A 16,561-nucleotide genomic window follows, 5' to 3' on the forward strand; every position below is an offset into this window, starting at 1 on the left:
GCATTGACGCGGCATTGAAAGCGGCAGGGGCGCGCTGCGCTTTTTTCAAAAGGGGAGGCGGCGCGGCTTGCGCGCGGGTCGCTTCGCATGGCGGGCATTGCATTCGCATTCCGGGCGGAGCGGAGCCGGCCGACTTCGTAGATTGCGTGTCCCCTGGCCCGCCCTGCGGGCCTGCCCACCCCCTGCCCGCGACGCGCTTGCCGCGTGTCCGCCCTGCCATGCCATCGCTTTCCACCCTGTTCAAACAGGAGCCGTTCACGCACCGCTCCGAAGCCCCGCCTCCCGCTGCGGTGCCATCGCCCCCCTCGCGCTCCACGCCGGCTTCTGCCGACACGCACGCCCAGGCGCTGCGATCGCGCGCGGCGGCCGCTGCACCGGGGGCGATACCGCCGCGCGCAGCGTCCTTCGACGCGGTTCGGTGGAAGCAGGAGCTGCAACGCTGGTGCGACGCCGATCCGCACCGGGCCGTGTCGGGCCACCATGGGCTGTTCGGGCGCCTGCGGGCGCTGGGGCGCAAGGCCAGGGCGGAGAAGGCGGACGATGGCCTTCCCCTGCTCGCGGAGCGCCGGGAGGTGGCGATGCAGCGCTTGCTCGAATGCCATGCGCAAGGCGCCGATGGCCGCACGCTCGACCTGAGCGGGCTGGGACTCTCCAGCCTGCCGCCGGGCCTGGAACGGCTGTCGCATCTGGAGGCGCTGGACCTGTCGAACAACACCGGCCTGCAATCCCTGCCCGAAGGGCTGGCCGGGTGCCGGAACCTGCGCAGCCTCACTGCCTGCAACGGCTTTGTCAGCCACGTGCCGCCCTCCCTGTTCCAGTTGCCGAACCTCGAAACGCTCGATCTGTCGGCCAACCCTTTTCTCAAGGCATTGCCGCAGGCCATGGCGCAAGCCCCCCGCCTGCGGGAGCTGCGCGTGCCGCATTGCGACGTGAGCCACCTGCCGCCGGGCATGGCGAACATGCCGGCGCTGCAGACCGTGGATGTGTCGCACAACCGCGACCTGCACACGCTGCCGCCCGGCCTGCGCGAGAGCCACGTTGCGCTCGCACTGCAGGGCACGCCGGTGGCGCTCACGGACCGCTTGCTGCAGCCCGTGCCATGGACCTCCGAGCAGCGCGCTGCGCTGGAGACCCGTGTGGGACAACTCTCGAGCGCCTGGCAGGCCTCGCTGCGGGACGGCAGCGCATCGCGTGCGGCGATGGATCAGGCGCGCAGTGCGCTTTCTCAGGCGTTGCGCATCGACGGCGCGGGCACCGAAGCCGCCTGGGCCGATGCGGACGCGGCCGTGCGGGGCTGGCTGAGCCAGGGCCTGCCGATCACGACCGAGCGCCTGCAGGAGATCAGCTGTCGCCTGAACGGCCGCCCCGCCGGCGGGGCGCAGCTGCGGGCGATGGAGTTCCAGCGCATCCCGGCCGATGCGCAGGGCCTCACCGCCAGCCACCTCGACTATCCCCCAGTCCGCGCACTGCCCGGCCATCTCGCGGCGCTGGACACCTGGCTGGCCCAGGGCGACGCGCCGGCTTCTCCGCTGGCGGCCATGGAGCGGGCCACGCTGCTGTACCGGGCGGTGGAGAGCCTGCGCCCCTTCGAGGAGGGCAATGGCCCGGCCGCGCTGATGGCGATGGACTGGGCCCTGCAGCAGCATGGGTTGCCGCCCGTCGCGCTGGACGCCGAAGCCATGACCGGGCAGGTGGCGAAGGACGGGACGGTGGCCGACGGCGCGTTGACCGATGCGGCGGTTTTCGCCTCGGCCCCAGCCGGCGGCGTGCCTCATGCGCTTTTCGACGCCGTGATGCAGGGCATGGAGGAAGCCCTTTGCACCCTGCTGCCGCGCTGAAATTTCGCATGCGCGGCCAAGGCATCGCATCCGCACCATGGCGCTGGGGGCGGGGTCCGTAGATTGGATACATCCCGTCGCAGTTGGACGGGTTTTGTTCCATCACCAACCTTTCACCACGCGTTTGCCCGCGTGCCCATGCCATGAACGCGACCACCGACGTCCTTGCCCGCGTACCTCACAGCCCCGGTGCCGAGGGCAGCGCCGCGACCAGCGAGGGCGCATCGGCCTTCCGCTTCCTGCGCCGCCACCACGCAGGCCAGGGGCACGGCGCTGCCCGGGCCGCCGGCCGCGCTGGCACCGACACCCCCGAAATGGAGCGCTGGATGCGCGAATTGCAGGAATGGTGCGATGCCGATCCCAACCGGCCGCCGCCCCGCCAGCAGGGCCTGTGGGCCCGCATGCTCGGCCGCCTGCGCACCCCCGAAGCGGACCTGGACGACGACGGCGAAACCGCCGCCACGTTCGCTGAACGCCGCCAGGAGGCCGTCAAGCGCGTGCTGGCCTGCCACGCCCTGGGCGAGGAAGGGTGGCAACTGGACCTGCGCTTGCTGCGCCTGTCCTCCCTGCCGCCCGGGCTGGACCGCCTGCGCCATCTCAAGCACCTGGACGTGTCGGACAACACGTGCTTTCACCTCCTGCCCGAGACCCTGGCGCTGTGCCGGGGTCTGCGCACCCTCACGGCGCGCAACTGCGTGGTCACCGAGGTACCGCAGGCGCTGGCCTGGCTGCAGCACCTCGAAATGCTGGACCTGTCGGCCAACTTCAGCCTGCGCGAGCTGCCCGAATCGCTGGCGCAGGCCCCGCGGCTGGCGACCGTGATCCTCACGCATTGCGGCCTGCAGAACGTGCCCGAGGCCATGGCCCGCATGCCCGTGCTGCAGCTGCTGGACCTGTCGCACAACCTGCAGCTGCACAACGTGCCGGCCGCCGTGCGGGACCATCCCGCCGTCGATCTGACGGGCACGCCCGTGGCGCTGCTGTCCAACCTGCTGCAGGCCCCCCGTTGGAACCCGCCGCAGCAGGCGCGCCTGGCCGCGCGGCTGGATGGCGTGGCCGTCGGCTGGCAGGAATGCCTGGGCGTGCTGCGCAAGAACGCGGGCCTGCGCGCCGAGGTGAACGCCTGGCGCAGCGGCCTGTCGCTGGTGCTGCGCACCGATGGCGTGGGCACGGAAGACGCCTGGGCCGACGCCGCCCAGGCCGTGGGCACCTGGTTGCATGCGGGCCAGTCCATCACACCCGAGCGGCTGCTGGAGATCGGCTGGCGCCTGAACGGCTGCCCGGCCGGCGGGCCCCGGGCGCGCACGCGCGAATTCCAGCGGCTGGCTGCGGGCACCTCGGGCTCCACCGTCTTCGGCGACCCGGGCGTGCTCGCCCCCCGCTTTCTCACGCCGGGTGCCGGCGAGCAGCGCGCCTATCCCATGGCGGCTTCGCTGACGCGCCACCTGGAAACGCTGTCGGCCTGGATCTCTCCGGCCGATGCGGTCTATCCCGCGCTGACCCGCCTGGAGGCCGTGGAGCGGGCCGCGCGCCTGTACCAGGCCCTGGTCAGCCTGCGCCCCTTCGACGAGGGCAACGGCCCGGCCGCCCTCATGGCCATGGACTGGGCGCTGCAGCAGCACGGCCTGCCGCCCGTGGTGCTGGAGGAGTCGGTGCTGAGCCAAGCCATCGTGTTCGCCGAAGACCTGCCCGCCGAAGGCCCCAATGCCCTGGTGAGCGCCCTGGTCGAAGGCATGGAAGAGCTGGTGCAGACGCTGTGCCCCGGCAGCCTGCGGCTGCTGGCCTGAGCCTGGAAAAAGGCCGGCGTGGCCGGCCGGTCAGCCGCAGGCGCGGAACGGCCGGCTGGCCAGCAGGCCGCGCAACTGCCCTTCCGCCTGGGTGCGCAGGGCCGCGGTGGCGGCCGGCAGGCGCAGCACGTAGCCCGTGGCATCGGTGCGTTCCTGCACCACGCGGGCGGTGCGCACGCCCTGCGTGCCCAGCGTGGCCAGGGCCCGCTCGGCGGCCTCTTCCGTGGAAAAGCGGCCCAGCGACAGGCCCGGCTCCAGCGCCGCGCCCGGGCGGTCGTACGGCACCTTGCGGGCGCGCAGTTCGGCGCGTTTCTTCTCCAGCGTGTCCTCGTCGGCGAAGCGGCCCATGTAGACCATCCAGCGGCCGGTGAGCGAGATCGGCTCCAGCGTCCAGCTGCCCGCCGGCAGGCCGGCCGTGGCGGTGCGCAGCGCATCGAGCTGCCCCTTCTCGAACGTGCCCGCCTGCAGGCAGGGCGCGGGTTCGGCGGCGGCCACGGGTGGGGCCGATGCGGGCGCGGCCTCGCTGGTGCTGGGTGCGGGGGTGGAGGCGGGTGCGGGCGGGGTGGCGGGGGCCGCAGGCGCTTCGCCCCCGTTCGCGTTTGCGTTGGTGCCCGCTCCGTTGGCGCGGCCCAGGCGCAGGTTTTCGGGCTGGATCTGCTGCTCCAGGCGCTGGGGCTCGGACTGCTCGGGCGGTGCCCAGCCCCAGGAGCGCAGCAGCCCCTGCGCCCACGCGTAGTAGCCGGCATTGGCCAGCAGCAGAACCAGGACGGCGGCGCGCAGCATGGGTGGGCCTTTCTCGGTCAGCGGGGCGCCGACGGGCCGGCGGGCCGCACGCTGATCTCGGAGCTGGTCACGGCCTGCATGCCCTGCGCCGTGTGCACCAGCAGCGCGCCATCCTCGCCCACGCCGTGGGCCGTGCCCGTGGTGCCATCGCTCAGCGTCACCGCGCGGCCGCTCAGCACGTCGCGGTGGTGGAACCGGGCCTGCACCGGCGCGAAGCCATAGGCCTCGAACGATTGCAGCATGGCGACCAGCGGCGCGGCGATGCGCTGCAGCGCCGTGGGCGCATCCAGGCCGGGCTCCACGTCCTGCAGGCTGCCGGGCGGGGTGTTCATGCCGTCCGCCTGCGGCGGCTGCACGTTGATGCCGATGCCGGCCACCACGTAGCGCGTGGCGGGGGCGGCATGCGCTTCCCAGCCGGGCGCGACGAGGCTCGCCGTTTCCACCAGGATGCCGGCCAGCTTGCGATCGCCGTTCAGCCACAGGTCGTTGGGCCATTTGAGGCCGATGCGCGCGGCACCCGCCAGCGGCGTGGGCTGCAGGCTCTCGGCCACGCTCACCCCCACGGCGAGCGACAGGCCCGACCAGTCCGCCGGTGCCAGCGGCATGCCCAGCGAGAACATGAGCGCATCGCCCACCGCGCCACGCCAGGGCCGGCCCAGCCGCCCGCGGCCGGCGGTCTGCAGCTCGGCCACGAGCAGGGTGGGCTCGGTCAGGCCCGCGCGGGCGCGGCGCATGAGTTCGGTATTGGTGGAGTCGATGCTCGGCAGCACCTCCACGGTGAAGCCCGGCAGCACGGGGGCCACGGCTTCCCAGATGGCCTCGGCGGGCCAGCGGATGGGGGCGTCGGGGGAGCGGCCGGTCACCGACGGGGGCTCCGCGCCTGGCGGCCCGACGGGGGCGGCGCGGCGGTTTCGGTGGCGGGCGATGCCTTGTTGGCCTTGCGGATGGCCTTGCCGCGCTCGGCGTCCTTGGTGGCCTTGTTCGCCTTGGCCGGCTTTTCAGGCGCCATGCCCGGCGGCGCCCAGCCGCGCTTGGGCGCCAGCAGCGTGCCCCGGCAGTTGGCGCTGCCGCACCAGCAGGGGTATTCGGCCTTGAGCTTGGGGGTATAGCGCTCTTCGATGATGAGGCCGTAGTCGTAGTTCAGCTCGTCGCCCGCGGCGATGTTGCGCAGGGCGGTGATGAAGATCCGGCCGCCGCGCTCGTCGGCGAAGCAGTTGGGGTCGCAGCTGTGATTGATCCAGCGCGATGAATTGCCGCCGAACTTTGCGTCGATCACGTGGTCTTCATCCACGTGGAAGTAAAAGGTATGGTTGGGCTGCGCGGGATCGTGCGGGTGCCGGTCCTGGGCCTCCTGCCAGCTGATGACCTCGCCCGTGTACTCGATGAGCACTTCGCCTTCGGCGATATCCTGCACGGCGAAGACGCCCTTGCCATGCACGCCCGAGCGCCGGGTCTGGAGGCGGCGCCCCGGTGCGGACGGGGGGGCTGCGGGCGATGCGGTGCGGGGCATGGCAAAACTCTGTTAGTTTGAATAGGCACACAGGCGCGTGCGCGTGTACGCGTGTGAGAAGCGGATTGTAGAAGCGCCTTTCAACGGCGAAACCCACAACATGACCAAGACACTGGTAATTGCAGAAAAACCCTCGGTGGCCCAGGACATCGTGCGCGCGCTCACCCCCGTGGCGGGCAAGTTCGACAAGCACGAGGACCACTTCGAGAACGACCGCTACGTGGTCACCAGCGCGGTGGGCCACCTGGTGGAGATCCAGGCGCCCGAGGAATTCGACGTCAAGCGCGGCAAGTGGAGCTTCGCCCACCTGCCCGTGATCCCGCCGTATTTCGACCTGAAGCCGGTGGACAAGACCAAGAGCCGCCTGTCGGCCGTGGTGCGCCAGGCCAAGCGCAAGGACGTCACCCAACTCATCAACGCCTGCGACGCGGGCCGCGAGGGCGAGCTGATCTTCCGGCTGATCGAGCAGTACGCCGGTGGCTCCAAGCCCGACGGCAAGGGACTGGGCAAGCCGGTCAAGCGCCTGTGGCTGCAGTCGATGACGCCGCAGGCCATCCGCGACGGCTTCGAGGCGCTGCGCTCCGAGCAGCAGATGCAGGGCTTGGCCCACGCCGCGCGCAGCCGCTCCGAGGCCGACTGGCTGGTGGGCATCAACGGCACGCGGGCCATGACGGCCTTCAACTCGCGCGACGGCGGGTTCTTCCTCACCACCGTGGGCCGGGTGCAGACGCCCACGCTGTCGCTGGTGGTCGAGCGCGAGGAAAAGATCCGCAAGTTCGTGAGCCGCGACTATTGGGAAGTGCACGCGGGCTTCCATGCCGAGGCGGGCGAGTACCTGGGCAAGTGGTTCAACCCCCAGTGGAAGAAGAGCGAAGACCCCGAGGCGAAGGCCGACCGGATCTGGAACCATGCCGACGCCGTGGCCATCGCCGATGCGGTGCGCGGCAAGGCGGCCAGCGTCACCGAGGAATCCAAGCCCACCTCGCAGTCCTCGCCCCTGCTGTTCGACCTGACCAGCCTGCAGCGCGAGGCCAACGGCAAGTTCGGCTTCAGCGCCAAGACCACGCTGGCCCTGGCGCAAAGCCTGTACGAGCGCCACAAGGCCCTGACCTACCCGCGGACCGACTCGCGCGCCCTGCCCGAGGACTACCTGCCCGTGGCGCGCGATACCTTCGGCATGCTGGCCACGAGCGGCATGCGCCACCTGGCGCCCTTTGCGCAGCAGGCGCTGGACGGCAACTATGTGAGGCCCAACAAGCGCATCTTCGACAACAGCAAGGTCAGCGATCACTTCGCCATCATCCCCACGCTGCAGGCCCCGAGCGGGCTGTCCGAGGCCGAGCAGAAGCTGTACGACCTGGTGGTGCGCCGCTTCATGGCGGTGTTCTTCCCGAGTGCTGAATACATGGTCACCACGCGGGTGAGCCAAGTGGTCAACCATCATTTCAAGACCGAAGGCAAGGTGCTGGTGCGGCCCGGCTGGCTGGCCATCTACGGCAAGGAGGCCGCCGACGAGGTGGAGGGCGCCAAGGAAGGCGACAAGGGCCAGAACCTCGTGCCCGTGCAGCCCGGCGAGATGGTGCGCACCGACTTCGTGGAGCCCAAGGGCCTCAAGACCAAGCCGCCCGCGCGCTACTCCGAAGCCACGCTGCTGGGCGCCATGGAAAGCGCCGGCAAGCAGATCGACGATGAGGAGCTGCGCTCGGCCATGCAGGAAAAGGGCCTGGGCACCCCGGCCACGCGCGCGGCCATCATCGAAGGGCTGCTGACCGAAAAGTACATGCTGCGCGAGGGCCGCGAGCTGATCCCCACGGCCAAGGCCTTCCAGCTCATGACCTTGCTGCGTGGGCTGGAGGTCGAGGAACTGTGCCGCGCCGACCTCACGGGCGACTGGGAGTTCAAGCTCTCGCAGATGGAAAAGGGCCTGCTCAGCCGCGAGGCCTTCATGGCCGACATCGCCCGGATGACCGAGCGCATGGTCAAGAAGGCCAAGGAATACGACCGCGACACCATTCCCGGCGACTACGCCACGCTCTCCGCGCCGTGCCCCAACTGCGGTGGCGTGGTGAAGGAGAACTACCGCCGATACGCCTGCGTGGGCAAGGCGGGCGACGGCTCGGACGCCTGCGGCTTCTCGTTCGGCAAGTCGCCGGCCGGCCGCACCTTCGAGACCGCCGAGGCCGACCAGCTGCTGCGCGACAAGAAAATCGGCCCGCTGGAGGGCTTTCGCTCCAAGGCCGGCTGGCCCTTCACGGCCGAGGTGGGCATCGTCTATGACGACGAGGCGCACAACTACAAGCTGGAGTTCGACTTCGGCGACGACAGGAACGCCGAGGAATCGGGCGAACTGGTCGATTTCTCGGACCAGGAAAGCCTGGGCGCCTGCCCGGTGTGCGGCGCGCCCGTGTACGAGCACGGCAGCAACTACGTGTGCAGCAAGGCCGTGCCCACGGCGGCGCAGCCCACGCCCAGCTGCACCTTCAAGAGCGGCAAGATCATCTTGCAGCAGCCCGTGGAGCGCGCGCAGATGAGCAAGCTGCTGGCCACCGGCAAGACCGACCTGCTCGACAAGTTCGTGAGCATGCGCACGCGCCGGGCGTTCAAGGCGTTCCTCGCCTGGGACAAGGAGGCGGGCAAGGTGAACTTCGAGTTCGAGCAGCGCGAGAGCAAATTCCCGCCGCGCAAGACGTTCGCTGCAAAGGCCGGCGCAGGCGCGGCCGCCAAGACGTCGGCCGCGGCCAAGAAGGCGGCGAAGCCTGCCGCCAAGACCGCTGCCAAAGCCGCCGCCAAGAAGGCCCCGGCCGCACCCAAGGCGCCGCGCAAGCCCGCGGCCGGCAAGGCCCCCAGCGCCGCATTGGCGGCGGTGATCGGGCCGGAACCGGTCGCCCGGCCCGAGGCCGTGAAGAAGATGTGGGACTACATCAAGGCCAACGGCCTGCAGGACGCCACCAACAAGCGCGCCATCAACGCCGACGCCAAGCTGCGCCCCGTGTTCGGCAAGGACCAGGTCACCATGTTCGAGCTGGCCGGCATCCTGGGCAAGCACCTGGGGGGCGAGGCATGAACGCGCTCGCCCGCTTCGCCCGCTGCCTGGCGGCCCTGGCCTTCGTGGGCCTGCTGGCCGGCTGCGCGGGCGGCGCGCCGTCCGAGGCGCCCGCGCGCGGCACGCACGGCATCGGCGGCCAGGGCTCGAACGGCATCACCGTCTTCGGCGAAATCGACGTGAGCGCCGAGCGCCGGCGCTGAGGCCTTCGCCCCCTGGCGCCCTTGCCGCTTCGCGCCCTGCGCCCGCGCCGGGGCCCTGCCTGAAAAGATTCCCTTGGCGATCACCACCCCCACCGTTCCCCTTTTCCAGGCCAGGCAGATCGACCCCACGGCCGAGCAGCTGGCGATCCAGCAGTCCGCCGAGCGCACGCTGGTCATCGAGGCCAACGCCGGCGCGGCCAAGACCACCACGCTCGCCCTGCGCATGGGACAGGCCTGGGCGCGCGGCGTGGCGCCCGAGCGCTGCCTGGCCCTTACGCACACCGCCACCGCCTGCCAGGCGCTGCAGGCCGCGCTGCGCAAGGTCGGCGTGCCCGCGCCCGTGGCGCAGCGCTTTCGCATCGCCACGTTCGATGCCTTCTGCGCCGAAATGCTGGCCGACCAGTACGAGGCCCCCGTGCCGCACCACCGGCACCTGGAGGAACTGCGCCCCTTCGTCTGGCAGGCCGTGCAGCGCGTGGAAGACAACGAGCACGAGCGCTGGCGCGAGGAGTTGCTGCTGCCCACGCTGGGCGACACCGGCTTCGTGGAGGAGTTCCTGGCGACCAGCGTGTGGCTCAAAGGCACGATGAAGGACGAGCTGGAGCGCGAGGGCGGCCCGGCCTCGCCCGAGCACGCGGCCGCCATCGGCGTGGGCTACACGCAGCTCAAGGTGTTCCTGGCCTACGAGCGCATCCGCCGGCGCGAGCTGGCCGACGAGCCGCTGTTTCGCGGCCCCTTCGATGCCACCTACGACCTGGCCCGGCGCCTGCACGGCGGCGACACCGCGGCCAGCCTGCCGCGCTGGCCGCGCGGCGTGCAGGCCGTGCTGGTCGACGAGATGCACGACATGAACGAGGCCGCGTTCCGCGTGCTGCGCGAGCTGCTGGACACCACGCAGTGCACCTTCTGCGGCGTGGGCGATCGCGACCAGGTCATCTACGGCGCCCACGGAGCCGATGCCGCCTTCATGGGCGATGCCATCACCGCGCACACCGGCCGCCCGGTGGCGCGCCTGCGCCTCACGCCCAGCCACCGCTTCGGCAAGAAGCTCGCCGCCAAGGCCGGGCGGCTGGCGGCCAAGCCCTACGACTCGCTCGCCGGGCACGACACCGCGGTGGAACTGCGGCCCTACGACGATGCCGCCCAATGCGTGGACCTCGTCGCGCAGGCGGCCCAGCAGTGGCGCGCCCGGCCCCGCGCCCGCATGGCGGGCTTTGCCGTGCTGCTGCGCCACTCCAACCAGTCGGTGGGCATCGAGAACCGGCTGCTGGCCGACAACGTGCCCTACACCGTGAGCGGCTTCGACAGCTACCTGCTGCGGCCCGAGGTGCTGCTGGTGCGCGGCCTGCTGGCCGTGGCCACCGACAACTTCGACAGCGTCTCCGAGCCGCGCACCCGCGACAAGCTCATGCGGGCGCTGGTGTTCTTCTGCGGCGCGCGCATCGTCGTGGCCGGGCGCGAGCACGAGTCGCAGCAGGCCCTGCTGGAGGACGCCATCCGCAGCGTGACCGACAACCCGCTGTTCCTGCAGAACTTCTTCACCCACCAGATCGTGGCCAACGTCGAGCCCGCCATGCAGCGGCGCCTGCGCAAGGCCCTGGAGGTGGCGCGCGAGGCGGGCGGCCAGGACACCCTGCCGCGCCTGCTGCAGGCCCTGCAGATCGACACCGTGATCCGCGAGGTGTTCGTCTCGCGCCAGCGGCGCGAGGACGCGCTCGCCAACCTGGCCGGCCTGTGCGAGGCGGCGAAAGGCTTTGCCAGCGCGCGCGATTATTTCCTGCACCTGAACCGCGCCGAGCAGCGCCAGCGCGAGCTGCGTAGCACCGCCAGCCTGGTCTTGGCCAACATCGAGGACGTGAAGGGCCTGGAGTTCGACCACGTGGTGATCCCGTTCCTGGAGCAGGGCGTGTTCCCCGTGCCGCAGGCGCCCTACGCGCAGGAGAAGAACACCCTCTACGTCGGCATGACCCGGGCGCGCCAGCAGCTCACGCTGCTGTGCCACCGCGCGCAGCCCGGCGCCTTTCTGCAACCGCTGGGGTATGCCGCGTCGGCCTGACCACGCCCTGCCCCGGTCCTTTTTTCACACCACGCGAGCGACACCACCATGCAACTGTCCGAACAATGGGTCCTGGTCACCGGCGGTGCCCGGGGCCTGGGCGAATCGATCACCCGGGCGCTGGCGCGCGAAGGCGCCGGCGTGGTCATCAACTACCTCACCAGCGACACCGCAGCGCAGGCACTCGCCCAGGAGCTGGGCCCGCGCGCCATCGCCCTGCAGGCCGACGTGACCGATGCCGCCGCCGTGCAGCGCCTCTTCGCCCAGGCGCACGAGCGCACCGGCCGGCCCATCAGCGCGGTGGTCAACAACGCGCTCGCGCAGTTCCGCTTCGACGGCGACGCGCGCCCGCAGATCGGCGACATCGCCTGGGAGCGCTTTCAGCAGCAGATCGACGGCGCCGTGAAGGGCGCGCTGAACACCCTGCAGGCCGCGCTGCCCGCGATGCGCGCGCAGGGTTTCGGGCGCATCGTGAACGTGGGCACCAACCTGTTCCAGAACCCCGTGGTGCCCTACCACGACTACACCGCCGCCAAGGCCGCGCTGCTGTCGCTCACCCGCACGGCGGCCAACGACCTGGGGCCGCACGGCATCACCGTGAACATGGTGTCGGGCGGCCTGCTGCGCACCACCGACGCCAGCCGCGCCACGCCCGAGGCGGTGTTCGACCTCATCGCCGGCATGACCCCGCTGCGCCGCGTGACCACGCCGGCCGAATTCGCCGACGCGGTGCTGTTCTTCCTCTCGCCCTGGTCGCGCGCCGTGACCGGGCAGAACCTCATCGTGGACAGCGGACTGGTGAAGGGCTGAGCGGCCTTGGGGTTACTGCGCGCGGCGCCAGCGCCGCTGCGGGCCCCGGGGGTGTAATGAACGCCCCGGTTCGACGCCTGTTCGATCCCCGTCCGGCCACCCCGGCCGCTCACCCGAGGCCCGCAAAAACCATGACGACGACGCCCTCCGCACCCGGCACCGCCACCGCTCGCTCCATCACCCACCCCATCGCCGCCAAGTGGCCGGCGCGCCACCCCGAGCGGCTGCAGCTGTATTCGCTGCCCACGCCCAACGGCGTGAAGGTCTCCATCCTGCTGGAGGAGCTGGGCCTGCCGTACGAGCCGCACCTGGTGCGTTTCGACACCAACGACCAGTTCTCACCCGAGTTCCTCTCGCTCAATCCCAACAACAAGATCCCCGCCATCCTCGACCCCGATGGCCCGGGCGGGCGGCCGCTGGCGCTGTTCGAATCGGGCGCCATCCTGGTCTACCTGGCCGAGAAGACCGGCCGCTTCCTGCCGCAGGACCCGGCCGCGCGCTACGAGGCCCTGCAGTGGGTCATGTGGCAGATGGGCGGCGTCGGCCCCATGTTCGGCCAACTCGGGTTCTTCCATAAATTCGCCGGCAAGGACTACGAGGACAAGCGCCCGCGCGACCGCTACGTGGCCGAATCCAAGCGCCTGCTGGGCGTGCTGGAGCAGCGCCTGGCCGGGCGCGCGTGGATCCTGGGCGACGACTACTCCATCGCCGACATTGCCGTCTTCCCCTGGGTGCGCAATCTGGTCGGCTTCTACGAAGCGCGCGAACTGGTGGGTTTTGGCGATTTCCCGCAGGTGCAGCGCGTGCTGGATGCCTTTGTGGCCCGGCCCGCCGTGGCGCGCGGACTGGAGATTCCGCAGCGCGGGTAACCCGCGCGGGGCAAGGCGCAGCGGCCCGTTCCGGGCACGGGCGCCGCCCCGTGGCGGCCCCGTGCCGTCCACCTGTCACGCACTTGCCACGGGTTTGCCATGTGTCACTTCTAGAGTGCGGCCTTCGCTCATCGACGCTGTTGTCGACACCAGAAAGAAGACGCTCCCATGAAACGACTCTCCCTGCTGGCCTTTGCCCTGTGCCTGTCCGCCCTGTCGCTCACCGCCTGCGGCGGCAACGACGACGCGCCGCCCGCCCAGCCCCAGGTCATCGCCCACCGCGGCGCCAGCGGCTACCTGCCCGAGCACACCCTGGCCGGCTATGAACTGGCCATCCGCATGGGCGCCGACTTCATCGAGCCCGACCTGCAGATCACCAAGGACGGCGCCCTCGTCGCCATCCACGACGAGACGCTCAACCGCACCACCAACATTTCCACGCTGTTCGCGCAGCGCAACGGCGGCTACAAGGTGGCCGACTTCACCCTGGCGGAAATCCGCACCCTGACCGTGGTGCCCACCGGCACCGGCAAGACCAGCTACCCCGGCTTTGCGCCCAGCGCTGCCAACCCCTTCCAGGTGCCCACCGGCACCGGCAAGACCAGCTACCCCGGCTTTGCGCCCAGCGCTGCCAACCCCTTCCAGGTGCCCACCTTCCAGGAAGTGGTGGACTTCGCCAAGAAGCAATCCACCGCCGTGGGCCGCGAAGTGGGCCTGTACCCCGAGGCCAAGCAGGCCGACCCGGTGATGGAAGACGGCATCCTCAAAACGCTGAAGGACAACGGCTACAACGCCGACAGCAAGGTCTACATCCAGTCGTTCAGCGACGCCACGCTGCGCAGCCTGCGCACCAAGCAGACCGCGCAGAACAGCAAGATGCCCCTCATCCTGCTGGGCGTGGCCGCCAAGGCCGCCGACGGCACGCCGCGCATGGGCGTGATCTCCGGCAGCACCGTCACGCAGCTCACGTTCAAGGAGGTGGCCGGCTTCACCGAAGGCATCGGCGTGGTCATCAACACCGCCGCGTACCCGATCACCAAGGACTACATCGACCAGGCCCACGCCGCCGGCCTCAAGTTGCACGGCTGGACCTTCGCCCAGGCCAACGCCTCCACGGCCGCCACCGAGTTCCGCAGCTACCTGGACATGGGCATGGACGGCATGTTTGCCAACTACCCGGACCTGGCGGTGGCGGCGCGCAATGCGTTCGTGAACAAGTAAGCCAGCCGGCTGGTCGCCTTTTGACAGGCGACCGCCGGCAGCGCGCCGGCCGGTGGCCTGCCGGCGCGTGGCACCCGCCCTGGGGGCCGAAGACCGGCTCGCCCGTGTGCGGCGGACTCCGCACGGGCGCCAGCCCTCCTGCAGGTACTTGCTGAGTGCTGCCTGCGAGATCAGCGCGACACGCCTGATCCATCGCGTTTTTGGCCCATTTCTTCCCACTCGGCCTCGTATTTGGTTTGCTATTAAATCAATAGCTATACGCCCTAGAAATATATGCGCTGGAGGCCATTTTTTCTCATGGCTCCATCTGCGCGATGACGCTTTATCCCAACGCCATTCAGGGGTTTCCGTCAGTTAGAAATCAGCCACTCCCGCTATAAGCTGCAACAGACAGATACATAAATCGGGAGGGCTGGGGGGATGGAATGGCAACCTTGATACCGGCGCTGGGCGCCTGCGCGGGCCGCATGACCTCGGGCGAGCGCCGCTTGGCCGAGCGGCTGGAGCAGAAGCTGGAGGACGACTACCTGCTCTGGTGGGACGTGCCCATCGGCCCCAAGCAGACGCGGCCCGACTTCGTGGTGCTGCACCCCCGCCGCGGCGCACTCATCCTGGAAGTGAAGGACTGGCGCCTGGACACCATCCGCAACGCCACGCGCGAACGCTTCGAGATCGCGCCCGAGGGCCAGCTCAAGGTCGTCATGAGCCCGCTGCAGCAGGCGCGCCACTGCGCGATCCAGGTCGTCAATGCGCTGGAGCGCGACCCGCAACTGGTGCAGGGCGAAGGCCCCTACCAAGGCAAGCTCGCCTTCCCCTGGGGCCACGGCGTGGTGTTCACCCATATCACCCGCAAGCAATTCGAGGGCGCGGGCCTGGGCGAGGCGATTCCGTCCCACCTGGCCATCTGCAAGGACGAGATGTTCGAAGACGTGGACGCCGAGGCCTTCCAGCAGCGCCTGTGGGCCATGTACCCGCACACTTTCGGCCGCAAGAGCGCCATCTCCCTGCCGCAGCTCGACCGCGTGCGGTGGATCCTGTTCCCCGAAGTGCGCGTGCCCCAGCAGCAAAGCCTGTTCGGGCCGGGCGCCAACGGAGCGGGTGACGACAGCGACGACGAAGACGCCCGCCTGCCCGGCATCATGCGGGTGATGGACCTGCAGCAAGAGCAGCTCGCCCGCAGCCTGGGCGACGGCCACCGCGTCATCCACGGCGTGGCCGGCTCCGGCAAGACCATGATCCTCGGCTACCGCGCCGAACACCTGGCGCAGACGCAAACGGCGGGCACCAAGCCCATCCTCATCCTCTGCTACAACGAGCCGCTGGGCGTGAAGCTGGCGGCCACCTTCCAGGCCAAGGGACTGCAAGACCGCGTGCACGTGCGCCACTTCCACAAGTGGTGCCGTGACCAACTGGTGGCCTACCACCTGCTGCCTGATGGCACGCAGCGTTGGCCCGTGGACCAGCTCATGGCCGAGTACGTGCAGCGCGTCATCCACGGCGTGGACGCGGGCCACATTCCGGCCGGCCAGTACCACGCCATCCTCATCGACGAGGGCCACGACTTCGCGCCCGAATGGCTCAAGCTCGTTACGCAGATGGTGGACCCGGCCACCAACAGCCTGCTGCTGCTGTACGACGACGCGCAGAGCATCTACGACCGCGCCGACAAGAAGAGCTTCAGCCTGAAAAGCGTCGGCATCCAGGCCCAGGGCCGCACCACCATCCTGAAGATCAACTACCGCAACACGCGGCAGATCCTGCAACTGGCCCACCGCATGGCCGGCGGCCTGCTCCAGCCCGAAGACGCCGTGGGCGGGGAAGACGGCATCCCGCTGCTGCAGCCCATGAGCTGCGGGCGAGAGGGGCCGGAGCCCATCGTGATCGACCTGCCCACGCTGCCGGAGCGCGCGGCACGGGTGGCGGAGCTGCTGGCGGACCAGCATGCGCAGGGGCATGCGTGGGGCGATATGGCGGTGCTGTGCCGGCATTACAGCGAGATGGAGGAATGCTCGGCGGCTTTGGTGCGAAAAGGGCTGCCGCACCGGATGCGCAAGAGGTCAGGGGATTACCGGCCGGAGGAGGACACGATCAAGGTGATGACCATGCATGCGAGTAAGGGGTTGGAGTGGGAGGTGGTGGCGGTGTTGACGGGGGGGGGGGCAGCCATAGATGTCGAGATTGACCGCAGGCATGAGATGCGTATTGCCTATGTGGCAGGTACGCGGGCTATAAAAAAACTTTTGATTGCTAAGAAAGGTCTGCATAAATCGCCCCACGACATGCTTGGCATGGAGATGAAGCCCTGAGACGATAAGTCACATGAAGCAGCACAGCCTGGGCTTGGGAATGACGGCGAAGCGAACGCGGCGGCGGGAATTCCTGGATGAGATGGAGAAGGTCGTACCGTGGGCCGAACTGGTGGCCCTGGTGTCGCCGTACCT

At 69.9% G+C, this 16,561-nt stretch carries 12 protein-coding genes and 1 pseudogene; 10 read left to right on the forward strand and 3 right to left on the reverse strand.

Going from position 1 to position 16,561, the window contains the following annotated elements; genetic code table 11:
* Positions 1–218 precede the first annotated feature (218 nt).
* Positions 219–1,838, forward strand: a complete 1,620-nt coding sequence (gene xopAC, locus AVAK2825_RS16420) for a XopAC/AvrAC family type III secretion system effector (RefSeq protein ID WP_284400800.1) — start codon at positions 219–221, stop codon at positions 1,836–1,838.
* Between the two features lie 143 nt (positions 1,839–1,981).
* On the forward strand, positions 1,982–3,625 hold the full coding sequence (gene xopAC / locus AVAK2825_RS16425; protein ID WP_284400802.1) for a XopAC/AvrAC family type III secretion system effector: 1,644 nt from the start codon (positions 1,982–1,984) through the stop codon (positions 3,623–3,625).
* Between the two features lie 30 nt (positions 3,626–3,655).
* Here the strand turns inward: xopAC (AVAK2825_RS16425) and AVAK2825_RS16430 are convergent, their stop codons facing one another.
* The 3 genes from AVAK2825_RS16430 to AVAK2825_RS16440 are packed head-to-tail and all read right to left on the reverse strand — an operon-like array spanning position 3,656 to position 5,918.
* Positions 3,656–4,408: an SPOR domain-containing protein gene (locus AVAK2825_RS16430; RefSeq protein ID WP_284400805.1), complete on the reverse strand. Its 753-nt coding sequence runs from the start codon at positions 4,406–4,408 to the stop codon at positions 3,656–3,658.
* Between the two features lie 17 nt (positions 4,409–4,425).
* Positions 4,426–5,271: a biotin--[acetyl-CoA-carboxylase] ligase gene (locus tag AVAK2825_RS16435; RefSeq protein ID WP_284400806.1), complete on the reverse strand. Its 846-nt coding sequence runs from the start codon at positions 5,269–5,271 to the stop codon at positions 4,426–4,428.
* Positions 5,268–5,918 (reverse strand): SET domain-containing protein, encoded by a 651-nt coding sequence (locus AVAK2825_RS16440; protein ID WP_284400808.1) that lies wholly within the window; start codon positions 5,916–5,918, stop codon positions 5,268–5,270. Before AVAK2825_RS16440 ends, AVAK2825_RS16435 begins: the two co-directional genes overlap by 4 nt.
* A 100-nt stretch (positions 5,919–6,018) precedes the next feature.
* Here AVAK2825_RS16440 and AVAK2825_RS16445 point away from each other — a divergent pair, with 100 nt between their 5' ends.
* The 8 genes and pseudogenes from AVAK2825_RS16445 to AVAK2825_RS16480 form a co-directional block, all read left to right on the forward strand.
* On the forward strand, positions 6,019–8,982 hold the full coding sequence (locus tag AVAK2825_RS16445) for a DNA topoisomerase III (RefSeq protein WP_284400812.1): 2,964 nt from the start codon (positions 6,019–6,021) through the stop codon (positions 8,980–8,982).
* Entirely contained in the window at positions 8,979–9,164 is a 186-nt protein-coding gene (locus tag AVAK2825_RS16450) for a hypothetical protein (RefSeq protein WP_284400814.1), read from the forward strand. The genes AVAK2825_RS16445 and AVAK2825_RS16450 overlap by 4 nt, the downstream gene beginning before the upstream one ends.
* 73 nt (positions 9,165–9,237) lie before the next feature.
* On the forward strand, positions 9,238–11,220 hold the full coding sequence (locus AVAK2825_RS16455) for a UvrD-helicase domain-containing protein (RefSeq protein WP_284400816.1): 1,983 nt from the start codon (positions 9,238–9,240) through the stop codon (positions 11,218–11,220).
* 48 nt (positions 11,221–11,268) lie between these two features.
* Positions 11,269–12,030 carry a 3-oxoacyl-ACP reductase gene (locus AVAK2825_RS16460; protein WP_284400818.1) on the forward strand — a complete coding sequence of 254 codons (762 nt, stop codon included), beginning with the start codon at positions 11,269–11,271 and terminating at the stop codon, positions 12,028–12,030.
* A 131-nt stretch (positions 12,031–12,161) separates the two neighbouring features.
* Complete coding sequence (locus AVAK2825_RS16465; protein WP_284400820.1) at positions 12,162–12,899, forward strand: glutathione S-transferase N-terminal domain-containing protein; 738 nt, start codon at positions 12,162–12,164, stop codon at positions 12,897–12,899.
* Between the two features lie 168 nt (positions 12,900–13,067).
* Positions 13,068–14,120 carry a glycerophosphodiester phosphodiesterase family protein gene (locus AVAK2825_RS16470; RefSeq protein ID WP_284400822.1) on the forward strand — a complete coding sequence of 351 codons (1,053 nt, stop codon included), beginning with the start codon at positions 13,068–13,070 and terminating at the stop codon, positions 14,118–14,120.
* Between the two features lie 425 nt (positions 14,121–14,545).
* Positions 14,546–16,426: a 3'-5' exonuclease gene (locus AVAK2825_RS16475; RefSeq protein WP_284400824.1), complete on the forward strand. Its 1,881-nt coding sequence runs from the start codon at positions 14,546–14,548 to the stop codon at positions 16,424–16,426.
* Positions 16,427–16,439: 13 nt separating this feature from the next.
* Positions 16,440–16,561 (forward strand): annotated as a pseudogene (locus AVAK2825_RS16480) (IS5/IS1182 family transposase); the annotation flags it as partial.

Source organism: Acidovorax sp. SUPP2825, assembly GCF_030158995.1.
Taxonomy (GTDB): domain Bacteria; phylum Pseudomonadota; class Gammaproteobacteria; order Burkholderiales; family Burkholderiaceae_C; genus Paracidovorax.